Raw genomic sequence first — 18,943 nt, 5'->3', positions numbered from 1 at the left:
CTCATATGCGATAGCCCTGCCCGCAAGGGGGAGATGTCGCCGAAGGCGACAGAGGGGGTCGCCTCGGCGTCGCGACGCCTTATCGGACAATTCGTTGTGAAAGAGGAGGTTGGCGCTTCACGCGCGGCGACCCCCTCTGGCCTGCCGGCCATCTCCCCCTCAAGGGACCCGCAAGGGGGGAGATTAGCTCATCGCCGCTTTCGCCAATCTCCACCACCCGGCACGAAAATCGACGGCGCTCGCCTCAATCCAGACCGGAAAAACTCTCTTCGTCCGGCACCTCGGTGCCGCCGAGCCGGAACGGTGCGAAGGACGCGCGGTGCAGCCGCGCCACCGGTCCATGCACCTCGATCGCCGTGCGGTGGCGGACCGTGGCGTAGCCCATATGGAGCTCGAAACCGTAATGCGCGTGACGGTTGCCGCAGCCGCACATCATCCGGTCGCGCATCACCTTGGCGACGATCGAGGCGGCGGCGATCGACTGCGAGCGCTGGTCGCCCTTGATCAGCGCTCTGCCTTCGCATGGCAGTCCGGGCGGCACGTCGCGGCCGTCGGCCAGGGCCAGCTTTGGCTGCACCGAGAGCCCGACCAAGGCGCGGCGCATCGCCTCGAGGCTGGCCTTGAGAATATTGCTGCCATCGATGCCTTCCGCGCTGACCGAGGCCATCGACACGGCAAGAGCGGAGCCGAGGATTTTCAGGAACAGCGCCTCGCGCTGCAGGTGGCTGAGGCGCTTGGAATCGTCCAGGCCGTCTGGAATGTTGGCGGGATCGAGCACTACCGCTGCCGCGACGACCGGCCCGGCGAGCGGGCCGCGCCCGGCCTCGTCCATTCCCGCCACTGGCCACAGGCCTTCGGCCATCGCCTTCGTCTCGAAGGAGAAATCGGGTCTCTCGACGATTTCGAAGAGAAGCGGAGAATCAGAACGCGCGCGAGCCATGTTGCGGCGAGGTTCGCATCGGCTCCGATTCTCCGCAAGCCCCTCCGGGTCGGCTGAGGCACCGGACCCGGAGGGCACCGTCTGCAAGCCAGGGGACAGGACAGGCTGGACGGGATTTTTTTTTCGCCTGCCGCCGGCAGCGGCGGCAGACGATGTCTTCAAAGCAGCATCAGTTGCTCGGTTGCCTTGGCTGCGACGACGAATTGGTCGGTCCTGAGCGACCGCCGCTCGGCGTTAAGGCCAAGCCGTTTGGCAGCGATCTCGAAGCGCCGGCCGATCTGCCAGGCATAGGGGCCGGAGCCTTTCATGCGCTTGCCCCATTCCGAATCGTAATCCTTGCCGTCGCGCATCGAGCGGATCAGCGACATGACGTGGCGGTAGCGGTCCGGATAATGGCGCAGCAGCCAATCCTTGAAGATCGGCGCGACCTCCAGCGGCAGGCGCAGCAGGACGTAGCCGGCCTCGCGCGCTCCTGCCGCACGTGCCGAATCGAGGATGCGTTCCATCTCCTGATCGGTCAGCCCGGGGATGATAGGAGCGACCATCACCGAGGCCGGAATACCGGCATCCGAAAGCTGCCTGATCGCCTCCAGCCGCTTTGTCGGCGTCGACGCGCGCGGCTCCATCGTTCTGGCCAGCATACGGTCGAGCGTTGTCACCGACAGCGCCACCTTGGCCAGCCCGCGTTCGGCCATGCGCGACAGAATGTCGATGTCGCGCGTCACCAGCGCGGATTTGGTGACGATGCCGACCGGGTGGCCGCGCGCCTCCAGCACTTCGAGGATCTCGCGCATGATCCGGTACTGCTTCTCGATCGGCTGGTAGGGATCGGTGTTGGTGCCGATGGCAATGGTGCGCGGCTGGTAGCCGTCCTTCGACAATTCCTTGTCGAGCAGCCGCGCCGCATCCGGCTTGGCGAACAGCTTCGATTCGAAATCCAGTCCCGGCGACAGGCCCATGAAGCTGTGCGTCGGCCGCGCGAAGCAATAGACGCAGCCATGTTCGCAGCCGCGATACGGGTTGATCGAGCGGTCGAAGGAAATGTCGGGCGATTCGTTGCGGGTGACGATGGTGCGCGGCTTCTCGACCTGCACCTCGGTCTTGAACGGCGGCAGTTCCTCAAGCGAATTCCAGCCATCGTCGAACACATGCCTGCTGACCGATTCGAACCGGCCGGATGGGTTGATGCCGGCGGACCGGCCGCGATTGCGCTCCGGGCGGATACGGACGCCGCTCTGCTCGATCATTGCATTGGCCATCTCGGCTCTTCCAGCCCCGAAGGCAGCAATGTCGGCACGCACGATCTGTTCCATCTTTGCCCTCTCCCAGGGACTGTCGGCTGGCTGTCGAATCGCTCTGTTCATGAAAATAATCCTATTCCATCTCATGGAACAAAGCAAGAACATTTTGATGGGGCGACGCGAAAACTGGCGCTGCGCCCGGCTTTCCGCTATTCGGCTAACGATGCTCAGCGTTCTCATCCAGACCCTGAATGACGAGGAAAGACTTGCCCGCACGCTCGCCTCGCTGATCGGCGGCGCGGTCGAGGGCGTGGTGCGCGAGGTCATCGTCTGCGACAACGGCTCGACCGACCAGACGCACCGTGTTGCCGAGCATGCCGGCTGCCTTTATGTCGCGAGCGGCGGCATTGCTGCCGGCATCAGGCAGGCCAAGGGCGACTGGCTTTTGCTGCTGGAGCCGGGCGCGCGGTTGGGCGAGGGCTGGATCGACGAGGTCGTCGCCCACACCGCCAGGCAAACCATGCCGGCGCGGTTCTCGCGGGCGCGCGGTAGCCGCGTGCCGTTCCTGTCGCGGGTGCTTTCGGGAAGCCGGGCACTGGCCGAGGGGCTGGTGATCAGCAAGCGTCAGGCCGCGGCTTTGTCGAAAAACGCCCGTAGCGCCGAGGCCATCGCCCGCGGCCTTGCCACCAAGAAGCTCGACGCCGAGATCTGGGTGGCGCCGGCGAAGTGACGGTCGTCTCTTGCCGGTGAGCGGGCGAGTGAACGTCGCGTCCTTCGCCGGGAGCCGCCACACTGTGCTCCTCCAAAGTAGCCATGCGGCCGCAACGGACGCATCAAGGACGAAGGCCATCAGTGGCGATGGCCTTCATGCTTCCAGGCCAGTATCTCCTCGGTCGTGACGGGCTTGGCCCTGGCCCGCGCGGCGCGGACTTCTTCGATCAGGGAGCCCAGGTCGTTGGTTTTGGGGATGCGGCTCAGTTTCGCGATCGGATCGTTGCCGCGCGAAATGATGACTTCTTCGCCGTGGCGCAGTGCATTTATCCGGAGTGCCTGAAGCAATTGAATGTGCCGATGGGCTCTGCATGCGATCGCGGTTTAGGCAGCCCCCGTGGAATCCGTATTGACGCGACACTCCTAGGCAGAATGCATATGCTTGTCGTCCTGCGGGAAACTCGCGATACTCGGCAACAGTTCGGGAGATTGCAGATGAATGTTTCTAAATTCGTTCGTATCGCCTTGCTGGCAGCCGCCTGGTCAGTGCCGACGATCGCGGTGGCGCAGGAATCGTCGCTTTGGTCGGTTTATGAGAACACGCTCAAATCGGCCAAGTACATCGATCTGACCCATGCCTTCGAGCCGGTGCAGCCTGTATGGCCGGGCTTCGCCAATGCCAAGTTCAAACCGGCTGTCGCCGGGAAGGATATCGAGGGCTACGTCAAGGCCGGCGAAGAGTTCACCTACGACAAGCATGGGTTCGTCGCTAGCGCCTACGAGCTGACGACGGACCAATATGGCACGCAGCTCGATCCGCCCTCCCACTGGAACCCGCTCGGCGCAACGATCAGCGACCTGCCGGCCACCTATGCCGTGCGGCCGCTCGTCGTCATCGACATCAGCGACAAGGTGCAGACTGACGAAGGCTATCACCTCCAGGTCGCGGACATCGAGGCGTGGGAAAAGCAGTACGGCCGCATACCGGAAGGCTCCGTCGTCTTCGTGCGTTCGGATTGGTACAAGAAATGGTCCGATGCCGCCCGCTTCAACCAAAAACCGTTTCCAGGCGTTGGTTTGGACGCACTGAAATTCCTGCATCTGGAGCGGAAGATTCTGTTTCATGGCCACGAGCCGCTCGACACCGACACCACGCCCAACCTCGAAGGCGAACATTGGCTGCTTCACAACGATTTCACGCAGGCAGAAGGCGTTGCAAATCTTGACAAGGTGCCAGAGGCCGGTGCGTTGGTCACAATCGGCTTTGCCAAGCCGCTCGGCGGGTCAGGCGGATATGCGCGCTACGTCGCGATTGCACCCGCCGACTGGACACAGGGCGTCTCGGTCACCGAAGCGCCTGGTGTGCCGCTTTCCCGGCAAGCCGCGCCGCTCAAGCGCGACGAGAACGGCGTCTTCCGTCCAACGCCCTGATCACTGGCAATATCATCGGGGGCGGCCTGGGGTGTGGCGGGTCCCTTTCCACGCGATTTGTCGGCAAGCCGGGACAAGGTCCAGACGACCAGTCCCTCTGGCGCTCGCGAAAACGTGACTGTCCCGACGATAGCCACCACGATTGCTAGCGCTATCGTGGCAGGAGCGCGCCAATCCTGCCACGGGAGACAGCCTTGATCCGCCTGTCCGCCGCCGTTCTGCTGACTGTGGCTTTCTGGCCGTTCGCCGCTTCGGCCCAGGAACAGCCGCCGCCGTCGAGATGCGTTGCGATCGCTGAAGCGCTGCCGTCGGCCACCTATGCCAGCTTCACAGCGCCAAAGGCGCAGACGTTTCGGCTGGCCCAGGCTTTCGTCGACGGTGACGTTACGATCACCTATGCCGGCCATTCGACCTACGTCATCGAGACACCCGCCGGCGTCAGGATCGCCACAGACTTCTCCGGCGTCCACGGCGCCGACCCGCTGCCGCGCGTGGTCACCATGAACAGGGCTCACAGCACCCATTATTCGGACCGTCCGGATCCCGGCATCGAATATGTGCTGCGCGGCTGGAATCCGAACGGCGGTCCGGCGCGTCACGCGCTTGTCGTCGACGATGTCTATATCCGCAACGTGCCTACGGATATCCGCAATGGCGGCGATCTCGGCAAGGACGGCAATTCCATCTTCATCTTCGAAGTGGCGGGACTCTGCATCGGCCATCTCGGCCATCTGCACCACCGGCTGGAGGATGCGCATTACGGCGCCATCGGCCGGCTCGACATCCTTATGGTGCCTATCGACGGCGGCATGACGCTGTCGCTCGACCGGATGACCGAAATCACCGCGCGGCTCTATTCCTCGATGATCCTGCCGATGCATCGCCATTCGACCCCGATCAGCGAATTCACTGGCAGGATGGGCGACGATTTCGCGGTGGAGTTCCTCTCCGGCCGATCGCTGACGGTCTCGCTGAAGACGTTGCCAGACCGGCCGACGATCATCATCCTCGAAGGGGTTTGATCGCTTCGTTCCGGCCTTCTCCGCCGAGCGCGGCCTCACCGTTCCACCTCGCCCAAATCACACGCTGTCGCGAACTCAACGGGCCTTAATGTTCCGTCAAGCCTGCCAGAAGGATTCTGACATATCCATTCATGGTGCGTTGCACAAAACCTGGCCCGGGCTTACCATTCCTTTGATGTGGCGGACGGTTCCGGGTGTCGCCGGAGCGGTGAGCGGCCGAGGTTTCGTCGACGCTGCCTTCATAGCTGAGGATCCTGATGACCCCTGACCAATCCGGTGCTGCAAGCCTCGAGTCGATCGCTCGAAACGGCAGCCTGCTGCGCCGCATTGCCGTGCGGATTCCGACCTATCTGTCGGACCTTCGTGAAAATCCGGCATGGCTGCCGATGTTCATGCTGGCGCGCACCATGCCGGCGCGACGGTTGCATTGGCGTGGTGCAAAACCGGTTCGACCGGCCCACAAAGCCGGGGAAACGATGTTCGCCGGCGTCGATCGTGATGCGGTGGTCAGCGCGCTCCGCTCGGACGGCCTCTTTTCCGGGCTTGCGCTGCCGTCGTCGGTCCACGAAGAGATCGCCAGTTTTGCCCAGCGCACGCCCTGCTTCGGCAATTTCAATCGTCGCCTGGAGTTCCTGCCGGCCAAGCATGCGAAGGCCGAAAAGCACTTCGGCCGTCCCTTGCTCAGCGGCCACTTTTTCGAGCGGGTTCTCGACTGCAACGCCGCGCTTACCGTGCAGCGCGACCCGCTGCTCCTTGACATCGCAGCCCATTATCTCGGCAGCCAGGCGAAGCTGATTACAACGCGCGTCTGGTGGAGCTTTCCGACGAGCTCCGTCTCCGACGCCGAGAAGAACCTGGCGTCGCTTGGCAAGTACCACTTCGATCTGGACGATTGGCGGATGCTGAAATTCTTCTTCTATCTCAATCCGGTCGATGCCGAGACTGGTCCCCATGTTTATGTGCGCGGCAGCCACAACCGCCGCACCCTCAAGCACCAGTTGACGCTCCTCGTCGGCCATCCCGCGGAAGAGGTCCTGAATGTCTACGGCGCGCAGAGCCCGATTACGCTGACCGGCGAGGCGGGTTCGGGCTTCGTCGAGGATCCCTTCGGCTTCCACATGGGCACCGTGCCGACGCGCAAGCCGCGGTTGATGATGGAAGTCGGCTTCGGCGTATCGCCGCCCTCGCGCCGGCGGTTCCACGGCGAGCCGGTTATTCGCTGATTTTGGCGCTGATTCTGGTCCCGAAACAGCCTTTTGCGAACTGGTCTAACTTGTCTTGGTGCCGCCGCGCCGCAGATGCTCGTCTAGGCGCGGCATGATCTCGACGAAGTTGCAGGGCATGTGCCGGTAGTCGAGTTGCGGCTTCAAAATGCCGTCCCAGGCGTCCTTGCAGGCGCCGGGCGAACCGGGCAGCACGAAGACGAAGGTCGCGTTGACGACGCCGCCAGTCGCCCGGCTCTGGATCGTCGACGTGCCGATCTTGTCGTAGGAAATGCGGTGGAACACTTCGGAAAAGCCGTCCATGCGCTTTTCGAAGATCGGCTCCAGCGCCTCCGGCGTTACGTCGCGGCCGGTAAAGCCGGTGCCGCCGGTGGTGATGACGACATCGATCGCTTCGTCCCTCGACCAGCCCAGAACCTTGTCGCGGATTTTCTCGCGGTCGTCGGTGACGATGTCGCGGGCGGCGAGAATATGGCCGGCCTCTACGATGCGGTCGGCCAGCGCCTGGCCGGATTTGTCGTCGGCAGGGTTGCGCGTATCGGAAACGGTCAGCACCGCGATGCGCACGGGAATGAAGGAACGGCTTTCGTCAATCCTGGCCATGTGCGTCAGGCTCCGATGTCATGCTTCGCGTCGCGGCGACGAACCAGCCAGGATGGCGGCTGCGGATGTCGACGGCGGCGCGCTTCGCGACATTGCCGGTCTCGAACAGCCCAAAACAGGTCGCACCGGAACCGGACATTCGCGCGAACCCCGCTCCGGCCTTGTTGAGCACCGACAGCGCCTTGCCGATGATCGGTTGGATGGCGCGCGCGGCAGGCTCGAGATCGTTGCGGGTGATCTCCAGCCAGTTGCGGATGCTGTGGAAGTGGAGGTCGCGCGGCAGCGGCGGCAGTCCCTCATTGTCGCGATCCGAAAGCGCATTGAACGCATCGGCCGTGGAGATGGCAGTGCCAGGATTGACGAGAACCAGCCCGAGTGCGGGAAAGCCCGGCACGGTCGACAGTTCGTCACCGACGCCGCGCGCGATCAGCGGCTTTGCCATAAGGCACATGGGAACGTCGGCGCCCAGCGAGAGGCCGACCCGCGCCAGGTCGGCATCGTCGAGGCCCAGTCTCCATGCCTCAACCAGCCCGCGCAGCGCCGTTGCCGCGTCGCTCGACCCGCCGCCGACGCCGGATGCGACCGGCAGGTTCTTTTCGAGCCTGATTGCAACCGGCGGCGTATGCCGCGGACCAGCCTGTTTTCGCAGCGCATCGCGTGCTTTCACGACCAGGTTGCCGTCGTCGAGCGGGACCGCGGACGCGTATCGGCCGGAGGCTGAGAACCCGTCGCTGTCGGCGAGTTCGACCTCGACCCTGTCGCCAAAGCGCGTGAACACCGCCAGGCTCTCGATGGTGTGATAGCCGTCGGCGCGCCTGCCGGTGACGTGCAGCGCGAGATTTATCTTGGCATGCGCATGCAATGCCCGGACCCTATTGCCGGAAGCCACTGTGTCAGTCACGAAGGGGATAATGTCAGTCCTTGGCCAGGCGGTATTCGCCGGTCTTCGGGTCCCTGACCAGCGTGCCCATTGTGCCGTTGGTAGCCTGCTTTTCGGTGCGCCGTATCTTGGCCGTCACGCGCTCGGCTTCCCTGACGAAGGAGCGATAGCCGAAATAGGCGAGCAGGCCGACTGCGATAAAGAAAATGATCTGTGGCATGTCAAACTCCTCCCTCGCAAGGCCGACTGCGGCGCCGGTCGGGCCGGTCAAGCTTTTAAGTTAAACGCTTTCGCCGGGTTTTCAAAGCCCGAAGCGCGCCCATAGTGCGCGCTCTTCCGCCGCATCGATCACGCCGCTTGCGGCAGCAGCGGCGATCTCGGGCGCCGAAAAGCCCTCTCTGCTTGAGCCGAACCAGCCGAATCGGCCGAACAGGCCGCGCGGCGCCGTGATCAGCTTGAGCTGGGTTTTTGGCCCGAAACGGGCCCTCAGCACGCTGCGCATATCGCCGAGCGCATCGACAAGGCCGAGTTCCAGCCCCTTCTTGCCTGTCCAGAACAGGCCGGTGAACAGGTCCGGGTCGTCCTTGAGATTGGGCCCGCGCCGGTCCCTGACGAGGTCGATGAAGGTCTCGTGGACCTCGAGCTGCAGCGCCTTCAGCCGCTCAATATCTTCCTTCTTCTCTGGCCTGAACGGATCGAGCACCGCCTTGTTCTGGCCGGCCGTGTGGACGCGGCGCTCGACGCCGATCTTCTTCAACAATTCGGGAAAGCCGAACGAGGCAGACACAACGCCGATCGAACCGACGATAGACGACGGATCGGCAAAGATCTCGTCGCCGGCGACCGCGATCATGTAGCCGCCCGACGCCGCCACGTCCTCGACGAAGACCAGAACCTTTTTGTTCTTCTCCGTCGCCAGGTCGCGGATGCGTCTGAAGATCAGCCGCGACTGCACCGGCGAGCCGCCCGGCGAATTGATCGAAATGGCGACCGCGGGCGCGTCGAAGGAAAACGCCTTCTCGATGGGGCCGGCGGTGGACGCCAGCGACAGGCTCGGCCGCAACGGGCCGCCGCCGGGCATGATGGTGCCATGCAGCCGGATGACGGGAATGGTGACGATGTCGGAGCGCCAGGATTTCGGCAGCAGGCGGTTGAGAAAGCGTTTCACGGGGTCTCCGGTCAAATTGGCTTGATGGCATGTAGGGATTCGCCGGCCAATGGCAATGCCGCCACGCCGGGCCGGCCAAAAAGGGTCAGTCGCCGAACAGCGAAGCCATCCCGTTGTTGATCATCTCGGTCCGCTCCGTTGGGCCGTCACCGGATTGCGCGTGCAGCATCAGCGGCGGGCGGATGGACAGTTTTCCGCGTGCGCCGAGGATTGCCCTGACGACGATGCGGATCGCCGCTGCCTCGGGGCGGGGATGGACGGCCAGCATCTCGGCGTCGCCGAAGCGGCCCGATATCGCATCGAGGATGGCGCCGAGCTGATCGGGCCTGGCAATCACGGCAAGACCGCCGCGCGGCCTGACCACAGCAGCCGCGCTTCGGATCCAGCTGTCGAACAGCCCGTCCTCCATCACATGCGCCGCCTTCCTGAGCGGGTCGGGCGTGGCGCGATCCTCGGCGGCGTTGAAGGGCGGGTTCATGATGACGAAATCGAAGGAATTGTCGGCAAGCCCAGTGGCGGTGCGCGCCTGGCCCGACAGCGCGACGTCGGCGGCGAGCACCGAGGCGCGGTCGTTGAGATGCGCATTACCGGGGTGGGCAAGCGTCGTCGCGGCGAAGGCCGCCATTTCCGGAGACCGTTCGATGAGCACGGCCTCGGCATCAGGACAGCGCGACAGCACGGCCAGGCCTGCGGCGCCAGCACCCGCGCCGAAATCGGCAAGGCGCCCGGCGAAGGAGGACGGCACGGCAGCTGCCAGCATCATGGCGTCCATGCCGGCGCGATGGCCTGCCTGTTTCGGCTGCACCAGCCAGAACCGCCCGCGATGGAAAGCATCGACCGTATGCGCCGGCGTGTCCTGGACAACGGTGGCGCGCGCCGCGGACATTACTTCTGGCGCATCTCGTTGGCGATGCCGGCATCCGTCAGGATGCGCCGCGCCGCATCGGCCTGGTCGGCTTCGACCATGATGCGCCTGGGCAGGATGCCGATCGAACCGTCGAGTACGCTCATGTTCTGGTCGGCGACGAAACAGCCGATGCCGGCATCGCGCATCAGCGATTCGACAAAGGAGATGATCACGGCGTCGTTGGTACGGATAAGCTCTATCATAGGCAGAAACTCGCAGGTTGTAGCGTCTATGTAAACGTGGGTGGCTTCCGTCGCCACCTCGACCGCGCCAAATCGCCTCTTGCCGTGCCTGTGGGTAGCGCCCTAGAGTCTGCCGCGGTATCGGGGTGCCGTCGTGCGCGTGACATAAGACGGGAGTTTGTCGTGGGTGTCGTTCTCAACATCGAAAACGGGAAGCGGGAAGCCGCCTCCATTAAGGATCTCATCGACCTGACTTCGGCCGATATGGGGCGCGTCAACAAATTGATCTTGTCGAAGGCCGGTTCCGACGTCGAGATGATCCCGGAGATTGCCAACCACCTGATCTCTTCGGGTGGCAAGCGGCTGAGGCCGATGCTGACGCTCGCCTCAGCGCAGATGTTCGGCTATTCCGGCGAGGGCCATGTCAAGCTCGCCACATCAGTCGAGTTCATGCACACTGCCACGCTCCTCCACGACGATGTCGTCGACGAGAGCGGCATGCGGCGCGGCAAGAAGACCGCCCGCATGATCTGGGGCAACCAGGCGAGTGTGCTGGTCGGCGATTTCCTGCTTGGGCAGGCTTTCCGCATGATGGTCGATGTCGGTTCGCTGGAAGCGCTCGACATCCTGTCCAGCGCCGCCTCGATCATTGCCGAGGGCGAGGTGATGCAGCTCGCGGCCGCCAAGAACCTCGAAACCACGGAGGATGAGCATTTCGCGGTGATCAAGGCCAAGACCGCTGCCCTGTTCTCGGCCGCCGCCGAGGTCGGTCCGGTCATCGCCCAGGCGACGCGAAACGATCGCGCGGCGTTGCGCTCCTATGGCATGAATCTCGGCCTTGCCTTCCAGCTGATCGACGATGCACTGGACTATGGCGGCACCAGCAAGGATCTCGGCAAGAATGTCGGCGACGACTTTCGCGAAGGCAAGGTGACGCTGCCGGTGATCCTCGCCTACCGGCGCGGCACCAAGGCCGAACGCACCTTCTGGAAGCGCGCCATCGAGGACAATGTCACCGATGACGCGGGGCTGGAAAAGGCGATCGGATTGATGACCCGCCACGGCGCTATCGCCGACACCATCGGGCGCGCCGGCCATTTCGGCGAGATCGCCCGCGACGCGCTGGCGCCGCTTGAAGCGACGCCGCAGAAATCGGCGCTGATCGACGTCATCGATTTCTGCATCAGCCGGGTGAACTGAAAGACATCGCCGACATTTGGCCGGTAACGCGCCGGCCCGTGATTTTGGTCTTCCCGAAATTGCGGCGGTGAAATCATCCACGTTCCGCAGCAGCATGGTCAGCAAGTAGGGCAGGGCTCCGTGACTGCCAGCGCGCCCGGCAAACTGTCGAAGTCATGAAAATGACCACGCGCTCTTCAGCAGCGCCACGAGCTCGCTCTGACGGCTGGTTTCGGTTTTCCGGAAGATCCGCTCGAGGTAGGTGCGCGCCGATTTGACGGCGATGCCGATTTCCATGGCCGCCTCCTGCACCGAATGGCCGGAGGCCAGTTCGACGGCGAGCCGGGCTTCCGCCGGCGTCAGGTCGAACAGGCCTGAAAGGACATTGGGCGACGGAACAGTGGCGCCGGTACCGACCGTGGTTGCGACAACGAGTACATCCGCACCCGAAAAGATATCGTGCGCGGCGCGGCGCAGCGGCAACAGTTGAACGACCAGCGCGGGCCGCCCCTTGGTGGCCGCAACGGGGATGGACCGCACGACGCGGTCCCGGTTCTGTGCGATGGCCCGCTGGAAAAGCGCGTTTGCAGTTTGATCGGCAATCGCCATGCCGCCATGAGCTGTGGGAAGGAAGACATCGGCCATGTCTTCGAAAGAGGGATTGGCCGTCAGCGCGCGGCCCGATCCACTCATGATTGCAGCTGGCAGCCCGATTTCGCCGAGAATGGATACGGCGGTCCTTACCCGTTCCAGACCCAGGCGCCCGGCGACAAGGCTGGCCCGTGCGAGGTGCGGACGCAGTCCGTTCAACAGATCGATTGCGGCCTGGTCATAACTCCCGTCCTTCAGCCAGCGCTGGAAGACAAAAAGGACAAGTTCGCCGCCAGGCATGGGGATGGCTGTGGATAGATGCGGCCCGATGCCAAACGCGGTGGCACTTTTGCGAACGGGCTCGCGCTCGATCTCCTCGCAGGTGATGAAATTATCGACCCGCACGAAGCTTGCTGGCTGCGTGGCGCACATGCGCCTCACGCTATCGGAAAACCGCCAAGTCTCCCCCTTCATGAACTCATCGAGCAAGGGCTGGACATGCGTTTCGGTGATGGCGCGGACCGGCGAATGATCGCTGACTACAAAGATCGCGCCGTTTGCCGAGCGGGAGATCGCGCTTGCCGCGGCCAATACCTCCGGCCACAGCTCGGCCGCGAACGCCGCTTCGTAGATAAGATCGACAATGGCGAAGGCCTGCTGGTCCTGCGGCATATCCAGCATCGGCATCTTCCTGGGCGAAGCAACGGCATCCATCTGCACGGTTCCACGCATCATTCCGCTGCGGAAACTTTCGCCGCCCGCCGCTTACGGATCGCTTACGGCATCGCGGCGCCGGTGCTGCAGCGGGACGGGCCGGCAGCCCGCCTGGCCGGCAAAGCGCGGTCGACGGTCGCAGCTGGGCGCCTTCCCGCGTGGTTTTTGATAGCATTACCCGATTGTGAATTCGGGCCGGGTTGAAGCGTCACCCCAAAAAGGCCATGCTTTGCCTGGAAAGATCGAGTCAACGGCGATCCCGCTGACGCGGGCATGGCTTCGACTGAAAGGGATACGATGCGGCAAGGATGTGCGCGCTGGCTGACAGGGCTGGCAATTGTGACGGGCATGGCGGTCTCCGGTCTGCCTGCCTATGCCAAGGAGACCACCGAGCCAGTCAATATCACGTCGTTCTCGGGAGCCTATCTTGCCGCACGGGTCGCCGAAGGCGACAATGATCTCGACAGCGCCATCGCCTACTACAAGCAGGCGCTCGCCTTCGCTCCCGGTGATACCTCGTTGCAGCAAAGCCTGATGCTGTCGCTGATCGCGCAAGGGCGATTCGAAGAATCCCTGGTCTATGCCGACAAGCTCAAGACGGTTCCCGACGTCGAGCGGTTCTCGCGCCTGGCGCTAGCCGTCGGCTCCTTTCACAAGAAGGACTTTTCCAAGGCCGAATATTGGCTCAAGCTTTCGCTCGAATCGGATCTCGACCGGCTGATCTCCGGCGTCATGACCGGCTGGGCCAAGCAGGGCGCCGGCGACCCCGGCGAGGCCATGGGCTCCATCGACAAGCTGCAGGGCCCGGACTGGTTCGGCCTCTTCAAATCCTTCCATCGCGCGCTTATCGCCGATGCCTCGGGCCTGCCCGAAAAGGCGGATGCGATCTACGCCGCCACCTTGCAGGACACCGCGACCGGCGCCGCCGCGCCCGAAACCTGGATGCGCAATGCGCAGGCCTATGCCTCCTTCCTTGCCCGCAAGGGCGACAAGGACAAGGCGCTGTCCGTGCTCGATCAGGCCGAGGCATTTGCACCCGGCAAGGTCGAGATATCAGCGCTCCGCGACAGGATCACCAAGGGCGAGAAGATCGAGCCCTTCGTTGCCGGCCCGTCCGACGGCGCCTCGGAAATCCTGCTCAATCTCGCCACCGCGCTCAATCGCGGCGGCGGCGAGCCGTTCGTCCGCCTCTATCTGCAATACGCCCTGGCACTGAGGCCCGACAGCGACGCGGCCCTCGTCCAGCTCGCCGCCGTTTCGGAGCAGTTGAAGGACGGCGAGGGCGCCATCGCCTTCTATCGCCGCATCCCGGCCAGTTCGCCGCTGAAGACGCTGTCGGAACTGCAGCTCGGCCTCAACCTTGCCGATCTCGACCGCTATGACGAGGCCATCGCCCATCTCAAGGCACTCGTCGAAGCGCGTCCCGACGACATGCGCGCCTATCAGGCGCTCGGTGGCGTCTATGCCTCGAAGGAGGATTTCCGCTCCGCGGCCGATCTCTACGACAGGGCGGTGGCGATGTTGAAGGCCCCGACCCGCACCGACTGGAACATTTTCTACCAGCGCGGCATCGCCTATGAGCGACTGAAGGAGTGGCCGAAGGCCGAGCCGAATTTCCGCAAGGCGCTGGAACTGTTCCCCGACCAGCCGCAGGTTCTGAACTATCTTGGCTATTCCTGGGTGGACATGAACATCAACCTCAGCGAAGGCCTTGAGATGATCCAGAAGGCCGTCGATCTCAGGCCAAGCGACGGCTACATCGTCGATTCGCTGGGCTGGGCCTATTTCCGCCTTGGCCGGTTCGACGATGCGGTGCGCGAATTGGAACGTGCCGTTTCGTTGAAGCCGGAAGATCCAGTGCTCAACGATCACCTCGGCGATGCCTATTGGCGGGTCGGCCGCAAATTGGAAGCCACCTTCCAGTGGAACCAGGCCCGCGACCTGAGGCCGGATCCCGGCGTGCTCGCCGCCTTGCAGCAGAAACTGCTGAAGGGCCTGCCGCCGATCGAATCCAACACGGCGCAGGAAACCCCGAAGGTCAAGCCCGGTCCGGCGACTGCGCCCAAGGGTTGAATACTTCTGAATTCGATTATGCGGGGCTCGTCGCAGCTGCCGCTAAGGGTCTGGACTATAAGCCATGCTAATCGTGCGCGGTGCCGAGCACCGCTCGGAGCCCTGAGTCGTTCTGGCGGAGATGTTCCTCGATCCATCGGGTCGTCCGGTCGTAGGCATCCGAAAACAACTCGGAATGCCGACTCCAATCCATGAAGCTGATCGTGTTCGGAACCTCCGGACAGACCAGGATATCCTCTTCGCCGACGGCAATGTCCTGCGGCCGGTGTGCCAGCATGCTCGAGGCAATGACCTGAAGCATGCTGGGAACCCGAGGCAAGCGGGCACGACCGAAAGGGTTCAGCAAGGCCAATGCCAGTTCGGAAGCTCCGGGGATGCGGTTATAGTCTATGTCGTATTTCTGCGGTGCACTCGACCCGAAGGTAACGATGACATTGGGTCCGGTCTTGAGCTCCGTCATCTGCTCCAGCGGCAAATTGTTCATGATAGCGCCGTCCACCAGCATATCGCCGTTATCTGTAAAGAACGGCGGCAGGACGCCCGGGATGGAGCCGGACGCCCGAACGGCGTGCCAGAGCTTTCCACGACGGTGGACATGGGGCTGACGGCTGCTCAGATTGGTCGAAAGCGCAAAGAACGGAAGCCAAAGATCCTCGATCAGAACGTCGCCGTATTCCAGCCGAAGGGCCCGATCAAACGCTTTGTGATCCAGAAGCGCGAAATGCGGCAAGGTGGGACGGCGAAACGCCCGGCTCTTGATAAATATGTTGTGGGTGCCTCGGTCGATCTGGTCGGCATCCAAGCCTCTTGCGAAGCCGGCCATCATCGCCGCTCCGGAACTTGTCCCGCCGAGATAGTCGAAGCAAGCGCCCGCCTCAACGAAAGCCTTGTAGACGCCTAAATGAGCGCTGCCGAGGGACCCACCCCCTGCCGCCACGAAGCCCAATGCCTTGCCCGAAATAAATCGGACCAGGCGCTGGAAATCAGACCTGTCGTCCAGCGCAACATGATGATGCTGGTCAACATAGGGTCGCTCATCGAGCCATGCAGAGGTACCGGAGACCGCAGCCGAGCGATTGTCGTGAATTAGGACAAGCCGACTGGTCGATGGCGGATGGACCGATAGCGTCAGTTGCTCAGACGGGTTCAGGCGAGGCGAGCAGGACGCGTTGGCCAGCAACAGGACGGTATCGGCCTGGCGAATGCAGACTTGGGTCCATTCATTAGGTTCCTCATCGGCAACATAGACGATGAATTGGGCTTCCGCCTCCAGTTCGTTCAACCAGTTAAGGATCGGCTGGTCATCGATTGGAAGACCTGGGAATTTCGCTTGGATGTCAAGCCGGGAAACGAACCGAGCGCGCGTGGCCGCGTCGAACGCTTGCCGCAGGTGCTGGATGAGCACCGGTGAGATGCGACTTCCGCCGGCTGCAATGATCGCAAGCGTTCGGATCTTGGCAGGTTCCTTGAGACGCGACGAACTCGGAGATTGGGTGGCAAACCGGCGCGCCAGAAATACTGTGACCGCCTCTCTCAGGCTCGGCAATGTCTCGGCAGCCTTCTCGAAATGATTGCGACCGATTTCAAGGACGATCGAATCGCGCGCTGCAAGGACAGTGGCCGTGCGGGGTAGTCCCGCGAAGAAACCGATTTCACCGATGAGTTCACCCTGTGCGATCTCGGCGACCAAGCCAGTCGAATCTCCTTTGTGTACCGTAAAGCGTCCAGACAGCACGATGAAAAACCTGTCCGACGCATCGCCTTCGCGAACCAGAACCTCACCGCGTCTCAGGACCCGACGGTCGGATTCGGCAGCTAAAGCCTCGAGCGCCAGCAACGACGCCCGATCGAACATCAATGTTGCCGACAATAAACTCGCTGCAAGAGAATCGACGGAGGACATCTGAGCCATCCCTTGGGAATCCATGACTTTGTCTCCTCGAGGGTGCTGGACGCCTTGCCGAATGATACCACACATGAGCCGCCGAACGGCTGAGGCGCGGGACTGATCGCTGGGCGCTCTCATCTCTGGCTCCCAGGAAGGGCCACGATCAGGCCGCCACGCCGCTCTCGGCGTCCGTCTTTTGGGCCGGGAAATTCACTTGAGCCCACATCGCGAACCTGCTCGCTGCCTGCCTGCTATTTTGTTTGCGAGCGCAATTTCGTCGAACGAATTCGAACCAGGTACGTATGAGCTTCGAAGTAGCTAAACGTCTCTGCCACCTCGGCGGCCCCGGGAAAGAGCGTAGCGAAGACGTCCTTGGGGACTTGTTTGAATGAAATCTTATGTCCCTGTCGATTCAACGTTTCGGTGATTTCGTTGAAGCACATGAAATCACCGACCAAAGGCAGATGCTCGCCGTTTCCTGCCTCATCCGGGTGTCCGAATGCACCGGCCACGATGTCGCCGAGTTCGGTGATGTCGCCCATGTGAATGCAACGTACGTCCAGATCAATGAAGAGCCAGCCCAGGTTTGCCGTGAAGGTTTCGGCCCCGGCCACAACCGCAAGCAAGGAGAGCAGCAGGATTTCGTCCAGCGGATAAATGACCTTTACATTGCCGTGGATCCGGCAAATCAGCAAAATGATCGCCTCGTCCGCTGCAGCCATTCCCCGAATCTCCCTACCGAATCAATTGGGGACCCGCAGATTCAGCTCGTGCGCCGTATGTCACGCGTTAACTCACCCGATTGCCCTGGCTGCGGCCGGCCCCTTGCCTTGACGCTTGCCGGTGGGCGCTCTAGGGAGGGCCGCATCCCCGCCTTTCCCGTCGAGGCCGCCGTGACCATTGACATCCCAGCCCATATGCATCCCAGCCGCTCGTTCCAGGGGCTGATCCTGACTTTGCATAATTACTGGGCGGACTATGGCTGCGTCGTTCTCCAGCCCTATGACATGGAAGTCGGCGCCGGCACGTTCCATCCGGCGACGACGCTGCGCGCGCTCGGGCCAAAGCGCTGGAACGCGGCCTATGTGCAGCCTTCGCGCCGGCCCAAGGACGGGCGCTACGGCGAGAATCCGAACCGGCTGCAGCACTATTACCAGTATCAGGTGATCCTGAAGCCCAACCCGCCTAATCTGCAGGAGCTTTATCTCGGCTCGCTGGCGGCCATCGGCGTCGATCCGCTTCTGCATGACATCCGCTTCGTCGAGGACGACTGGGAAAGCCCGACTCTCGGCGCCTGGGGGCTGGGCTGGGAGTGCTGGTGCGACGGCATGGAAGTGTCGCAGTTCACCTATTTCCAGCAGGTCTGCGGCATTGAATGCGCGCCGGTGGCGGGCGAGCTCACCTACGGGCTGGAGCGGCTGGCCATGTATGTGCAGGGCGTTGACAATGTCTACGACCTCAACTTCAACGGCCGCGAGGGCGCCGACAAGGTGACCTATGGCGAAGTCTTCCTGCAAGCCGAGCAGGAATATTCACGGCACAATTTCGAGTTCGCCAACACCACGATGCTGCTTCGGCATTTCGAGGACGCCGAAGCCGAGTGCAAGGCGCTGCTCGACGCCGGCGCGCCAGCTTCAAACGACAATCTGGCGATGCACCGGATGGTGTTTCCCGCCTACGACCAGTGCATCAAGGCCAGCCACGTCTTCAACCTGCTCGACGCGCGTGGCGTGATTTCAGTCACTGAGCGGCAGAGCTACATCTTGCGGGTGCGTAACCTGGCGAAAGCCTGCGGCGAGGCGTTTCTGCTGACGCAGGCGGGCGGGCTGGCGGCTTAGCTCCAGAGGCTATTTGCGATTTCGACTGAAGCGCTGATTGGCAATACGCCTTGGCCGCTGGAGCCAGCCATTGTCCGCAGCGCTTGTCTAACGCCAGGCATCGCGAACGTGCCATGAGCCTGCGCCGCGAAACAGGCGCTGAGCGCGAGGATCTGGAGAAATGTCGATGCCGTCTTCATGGTCGTTCAGCCAATAGTTCCCTGCCTGAGCGTTGGTCGCTTCAGCGCTGCGTTCGGTTCATGGAAATCTTTGACCCAAGGACGGATGACCCCGCTTCGGGCCGACAGGCAGCGGAATATTTCTGGAAATCATTGGGAGATGCGCCGATTGCATGGGGGCCGATTGGATGGGG

18 protein-coding genes are annotated in these 18,943 nt (G+C 62.9%); 7 read left to right on the top strand and 11 right to left on the bottom strand.

Annotated elements, in window-relative coordinates; translation table 11 throughout:
* Nucleotides 1-244: 244 nt before the first annotated feature.
* Complete coding sequence (rnhB, locus tag NMG70_RS03645; RefSeq protein ID WP_254023243.1) at nucleotides 245-940, bottom strand: ribonuclease HII; 696 nt, start codon at nucleotides 938-940, stop codon at nucleotides 245-247.
* Between the two features lie 158 nt (nucleotides 941-1,098).
* Nucleotides 1,099-2,253 carry a PA0069 family radical SAM protein gene (locus tag NMG70_RS03640; protein WP_254023265.1) on the bottom strand — a complete coding sequence of 385 codons (1,155 nt, stop codon included), beginning with the start codon at nucleotides 2,251-2,253 and terminating at the stop codon, nucleotides 1,099-1,101.
* A gap of 151 nt (nucleotides 2,254-2,404) precedes the next feature.
* Here NMG70_RS03640 and NMG70_RS03635 point away from each other — a divergent pair, with 151 nt between their 5' ends.
* The 4 genes from NMG70_RS03635 to NMG70_RS03620 all read left to right on the top strand — a co-directional run bounded on the left by NMG70_RS03635 (nucleotide 2,405) and on the right by NMG70_RS03620 (nucleotide 6,568).
* Nucleotides 2,405-2,911, top strand: a complete 507-nt coding sequence (locus tag NMG70_RS03635; protein WP_254023264.1) for a glycosyltransferase — start codon at nucleotides 2,405-2,407, stop codon at nucleotides 2,909-2,911.
* A gap of 128 nt (nucleotides 2,912-3,039) precedes the next feature.
* Complete coding sequence (locus tag NMG70_RS03630) at nucleotides 3,040-4,323, top strand: cyclase family protein (RefSeq protein ID WP_367185488.1); 1,284 nt, start codon at nucleotides 3,040-3,042, stop codon at nucleotides 4,321-4,323.
* Between the two features lie 197 nt (nucleotides 4,324-4,520).
* Nucleotides 4,521-5,345, top strand: coding sequence for an MBL fold metallo-hydrolase (locus NMG70_RS03625; RefSeq protein ID WP_436798346.1), 825 nt, complete (start codon nucleotides 4,521-4,523; stop codon nucleotides 5,343-5,345).
* 257 nt (nucleotides 5,346-5,602) lie between these two features.
* Entirely contained in the window at nucleotides 5,603-6,568 is a 966-nt protein-coding gene (locus tag NMG70_RS03620; RefSeq protein ID WP_254023241.1) for a phytanoyl-CoA dioxygenase family protein, read from the top strand.
* 45 nt (nucleotides 6,569-6,613) lie between these two features.
* On the opposite strand, the gene moaB is transcribed toward NMG70_RS03620, so the two are convergent.
* The 6 genes from moaB to NMG70_RS03590 all read right to left on the bottom strand — a co-directional run bounded on the left by moaB (nucleotide 6,614) and on the right by NMG70_RS03590 (nucleotide 10,329).
* Nucleotides 6,614-7,171 carry a molybdenum cofactor biosynthesis protein B gene (moaB, locus tag NMG70_RS03615; protein WP_254023240.1) on the bottom strand — a complete coding sequence of 186 codons (558 nt, stop codon included), beginning with the start codon at nucleotides 7,169-7,171 and terminating at the stop codon, nucleotides 6,614-6,616.
* Nucleotides 7,158-8,060: a 4-(cytidine 5'-diphospho)-2-C-methyl-D-erythritol kinase gene (locus NMG70_RS03610; protein WP_436798345.1), complete on the bottom strand. Its 903-nt coding sequence runs from the start codon at nucleotides 8,058-8,060 to the stop codon at nucleotides 7,158-7,160. Before NMG70_RS03610 ends, moaB begins: the two co-directional genes overlap by 14 nt.
* Nucleotides 8,061-8,085: 25 nt before the next feature.
* Nucleotides 8,086-8,271, bottom strand: coding sequence for a hypothetical protein (locus NMG70_RS03605; RefSeq protein WP_077381693.1), 186 nt, complete (start codon nucleotides 8,269-8,271; stop codon nucleotides 8,086-8,088).
* Between the two features lie 81 nt (nucleotides 8,272-8,352).
* The gene (locus NMG70_RS03600; protein ID WP_254023238.1) at nucleotides 8,353-9,219 is read right to left on the bottom strand and encodes a S49 family peptidase; all 867 of its coding nucleotides are present in this window, start codon (nucleotides 9,217-9,219) and stop codon (nucleotides 8,353-8,355) included.
* A gap of 85 nt (nucleotides 9,220-9,304) precedes the next feature.
* Nucleotides 9,305-10,105: a tRNA1(Val) (adenine(37)-N6)-methyltransferase gene (locus tag NMG70_RS03595; RefSeq protein ID WP_254023237.1), complete on the bottom strand. Its 801-nt coding sequence runs from the start codon at nucleotides 10,103-10,105 to the stop codon at nucleotides 9,305-9,307.
* Complete coding sequence (locus NMG70_RS03590; RefSeq protein WP_023799382.1) at nucleotides 10,105-10,329, bottom strand: putative signal transducing protein; 225 nt, start codon at nucleotides 10,327-10,329, stop codon at nucleotides 10,105-10,107. Before NMG70_RS03590 ends, NMG70_RS03595 begins: the two co-directional genes overlap by 1 nt.
* A 162-nt stretch (nucleotides 10,330-10,491) precedes the next feature.
* On the opposite strand from NMG70_RS03590, the gene NMG70_RS03585 reads away from it, so the two are divergent.
* Nucleotides 10,492-11,508: a polyprenyl synthetase family protein gene (locus NMG70_RS03585; protein ID WP_254023236.1), complete on the top strand. Its 1,017-nt coding sequence runs from the start codon at nucleotides 10,492-10,494 to the stop codon at nucleotides 11,506-11,508.
* Nucleotides 11,509-11,661: 153 nt separating this feature from the next.
* Here the strand turns inward: NMG70_RS03585 and NMG70_RS03580 are convergent, their stop codons facing one another.
* Nucleotides 11,662-12,759 (bottom strand): helix-turn-helix transcriptional regulator, encoded by a 1,098-nt coding sequence (locus tag NMG70_RS03580; protein ID WP_254023235.1) that lies wholly within the window; start codon nucleotides 12,757-12,759, stop codon nucleotides 11,662-11,664.
* Between the two features lie 330 nt (nucleotides 12,760-13,089).
* Here NMG70_RS03580 and NMG70_RS03575 point away from each other — a divergent pair, with 330 nt between their 5' ends.
* Complete coding sequence (locus tag NMG70_RS03575; protein WP_254023262.1) at nucleotides 13,090-14,865, top strand: tetratricopeptide repeat protein; 1,776 nt, start codon at nucleotides 13,090-13,092, stop codon at nucleotides 14,863-14,865.
* Nucleotides 14,866-14,932: 67 nt separating this feature from the next.
* Here the strand turns inward: NMG70_RS03575 and NMG70_RS03570 are convergent, their stop codons facing one another.
* Together NMG70_RS03570 and NMG70_RS03565 are read right to left on the bottom strand one after the other, a co-directional pair.
* Nucleotides 14,933-16,792: a patatin-like phospholipase family protein gene (locus tag NMG70_RS03570; RefSeq protein WP_436798335.1), complete on the bottom strand. Its 1,860-nt coding sequence runs from the start codon at nucleotides 16,790-16,792 to the stop codon at nucleotides 14,933-14,935.
* A 212-nt stretch (nucleotides 16,793-17,004) separates the two neighbouring features.
* Entirely contained in the window at nucleotides 17,005-17,475 is a 471-nt protein-coding gene (locus NMG70_RS03565; protein WP_254023233.1) for an NmrA family NAD(P)-binding protein, read from the bottom strand.
* Nucleotides 17,476-17,670: 195 nt separating this feature from the next.
* On the opposite strand from NMG70_RS03565, the gene NMG70_RS03560 reads away from it, so the two are divergent.
* Nucleotides 17,671-18,591 (top strand): glycine--tRNA ligase subunit alpha, encoded by a 921-nt coding sequence (locus NMG70_RS03560; protein ID WP_254023261.1) that lies wholly within the window; start codon nucleotides 17,671-17,673, stop codon nucleotides 18,589-18,591.
* The last annotated feature ends 352 nt before the right edge of the window (nucleotides 18,592-18,943 follow it).

The sequence above is a fragment of the Mesorhizobium ventifaucium genome (assembly GCF_935822925.1).
GTDB lineage: Bacteria > Pseudomonadota > Alphaproteobacteria > Rhizobiales > Rhizobiaceae > Mesorhizobium > Mesorhizobium ventifaucium.
Note: the sequence above shows the minus strand (reverse complement) of the source record. Positions and strands in the feature narration are given on the sequence as shown.

Coding starts and splice junctions, on each gene's coding strand:
- rnhB (WP_254023243.1), bottom strand. CDS start 940: ATGGCTCGCGCGCGTTCTGATTCTCCGCTTCTCTTCGAAATCGTCGAG.
- NMG70_RS03640 (WP_254023265.1), bottom strand. CDS start 2,253: ATGGAACAGATCGTGCGTGCCGACATTGCTGCCTTCGGGGCTGGAAGA.
- NMG70_RS03635 (WP_254023264.1), top strand. CDS start 2,405: ATGCTCAGCGTTCTCATCCAGACCCTGAATGACGAGGAAAGACTTGCC.
- NMG70_RS03630 (WP_367185488.1), top strand. CDS start 3,040: ATGGCCTTCATGCTTCCAGGCCAGTATCTCCTCGGTCGTGACGGGCTT.
- NMG70_RS03620 (WP_254023241.1), top strand. CDS start 5,603: ATGACCCCTGACCAATCCGGTGCTGCAAGCCTCGAGTCGATCGCTCGA.
- moaB (WP_254023240.1), bottom strand. CDS start 7,171: ATGGCCAGGATTGACGAAAGCCGTTCCTTCATTCCCGTGCGCATCGCG.
- NMG70_RS03605 (WP_077381693.1), bottom strand. CDS start 8,271: ATGCCACAGATCATTTTCTTTATCGCAGTCGGCCTGCTCGCCTATTTC.
- NMG70_RS03595 (WP_254023237.1), bottom strand. CDS start 10,105: ATGTCCGCGGCGCGCGCCACCGTTGTCCAGGACACGCCGGCGCATACG.
- NMG70_RS03590 (WP_023799382.1), bottom strand. CDS start 10,329: ATGATAGAGCTTATCCGTACCAACGACGCCGTGATCATCTCCTTTGTC.
- NMG70_RS03580 (WP_254023235.1), bottom strand. CDS start 12,759: ATGCTGGATATGCCGCAGGACCAGCAGGCCTTCGCCATTGTCGATCTT.
- NMG70_RS03575 (WP_254023262.1), top strand. CDS start 13,090: ATGCGGCAAGGATGTGCGCGCTGGCTGACAGGGCTGGCAATTGTGACG.
- NMG70_RS03570 (WP_436798335.1), bottom strand. CDS start 16,792: ATGGATTCCCAAGGGATGGCTCAGATGTCCTCCGTCGATTCTCTTGCA.
- NMG70_RS03565 (WP_254023233.1), bottom strand. CDS start 17,475: ATGGCTGCAGCGGACGAGGCGATCATTTTGCTGATTTGCCGGATCCAC.
- NMG70_RS03560 (WP_254023261.1), top strand. CDS start 17,671: ATGCATCCCAGCCGCTCGTTCCAGGGGCTGATCCTGACTTTGCATAAT.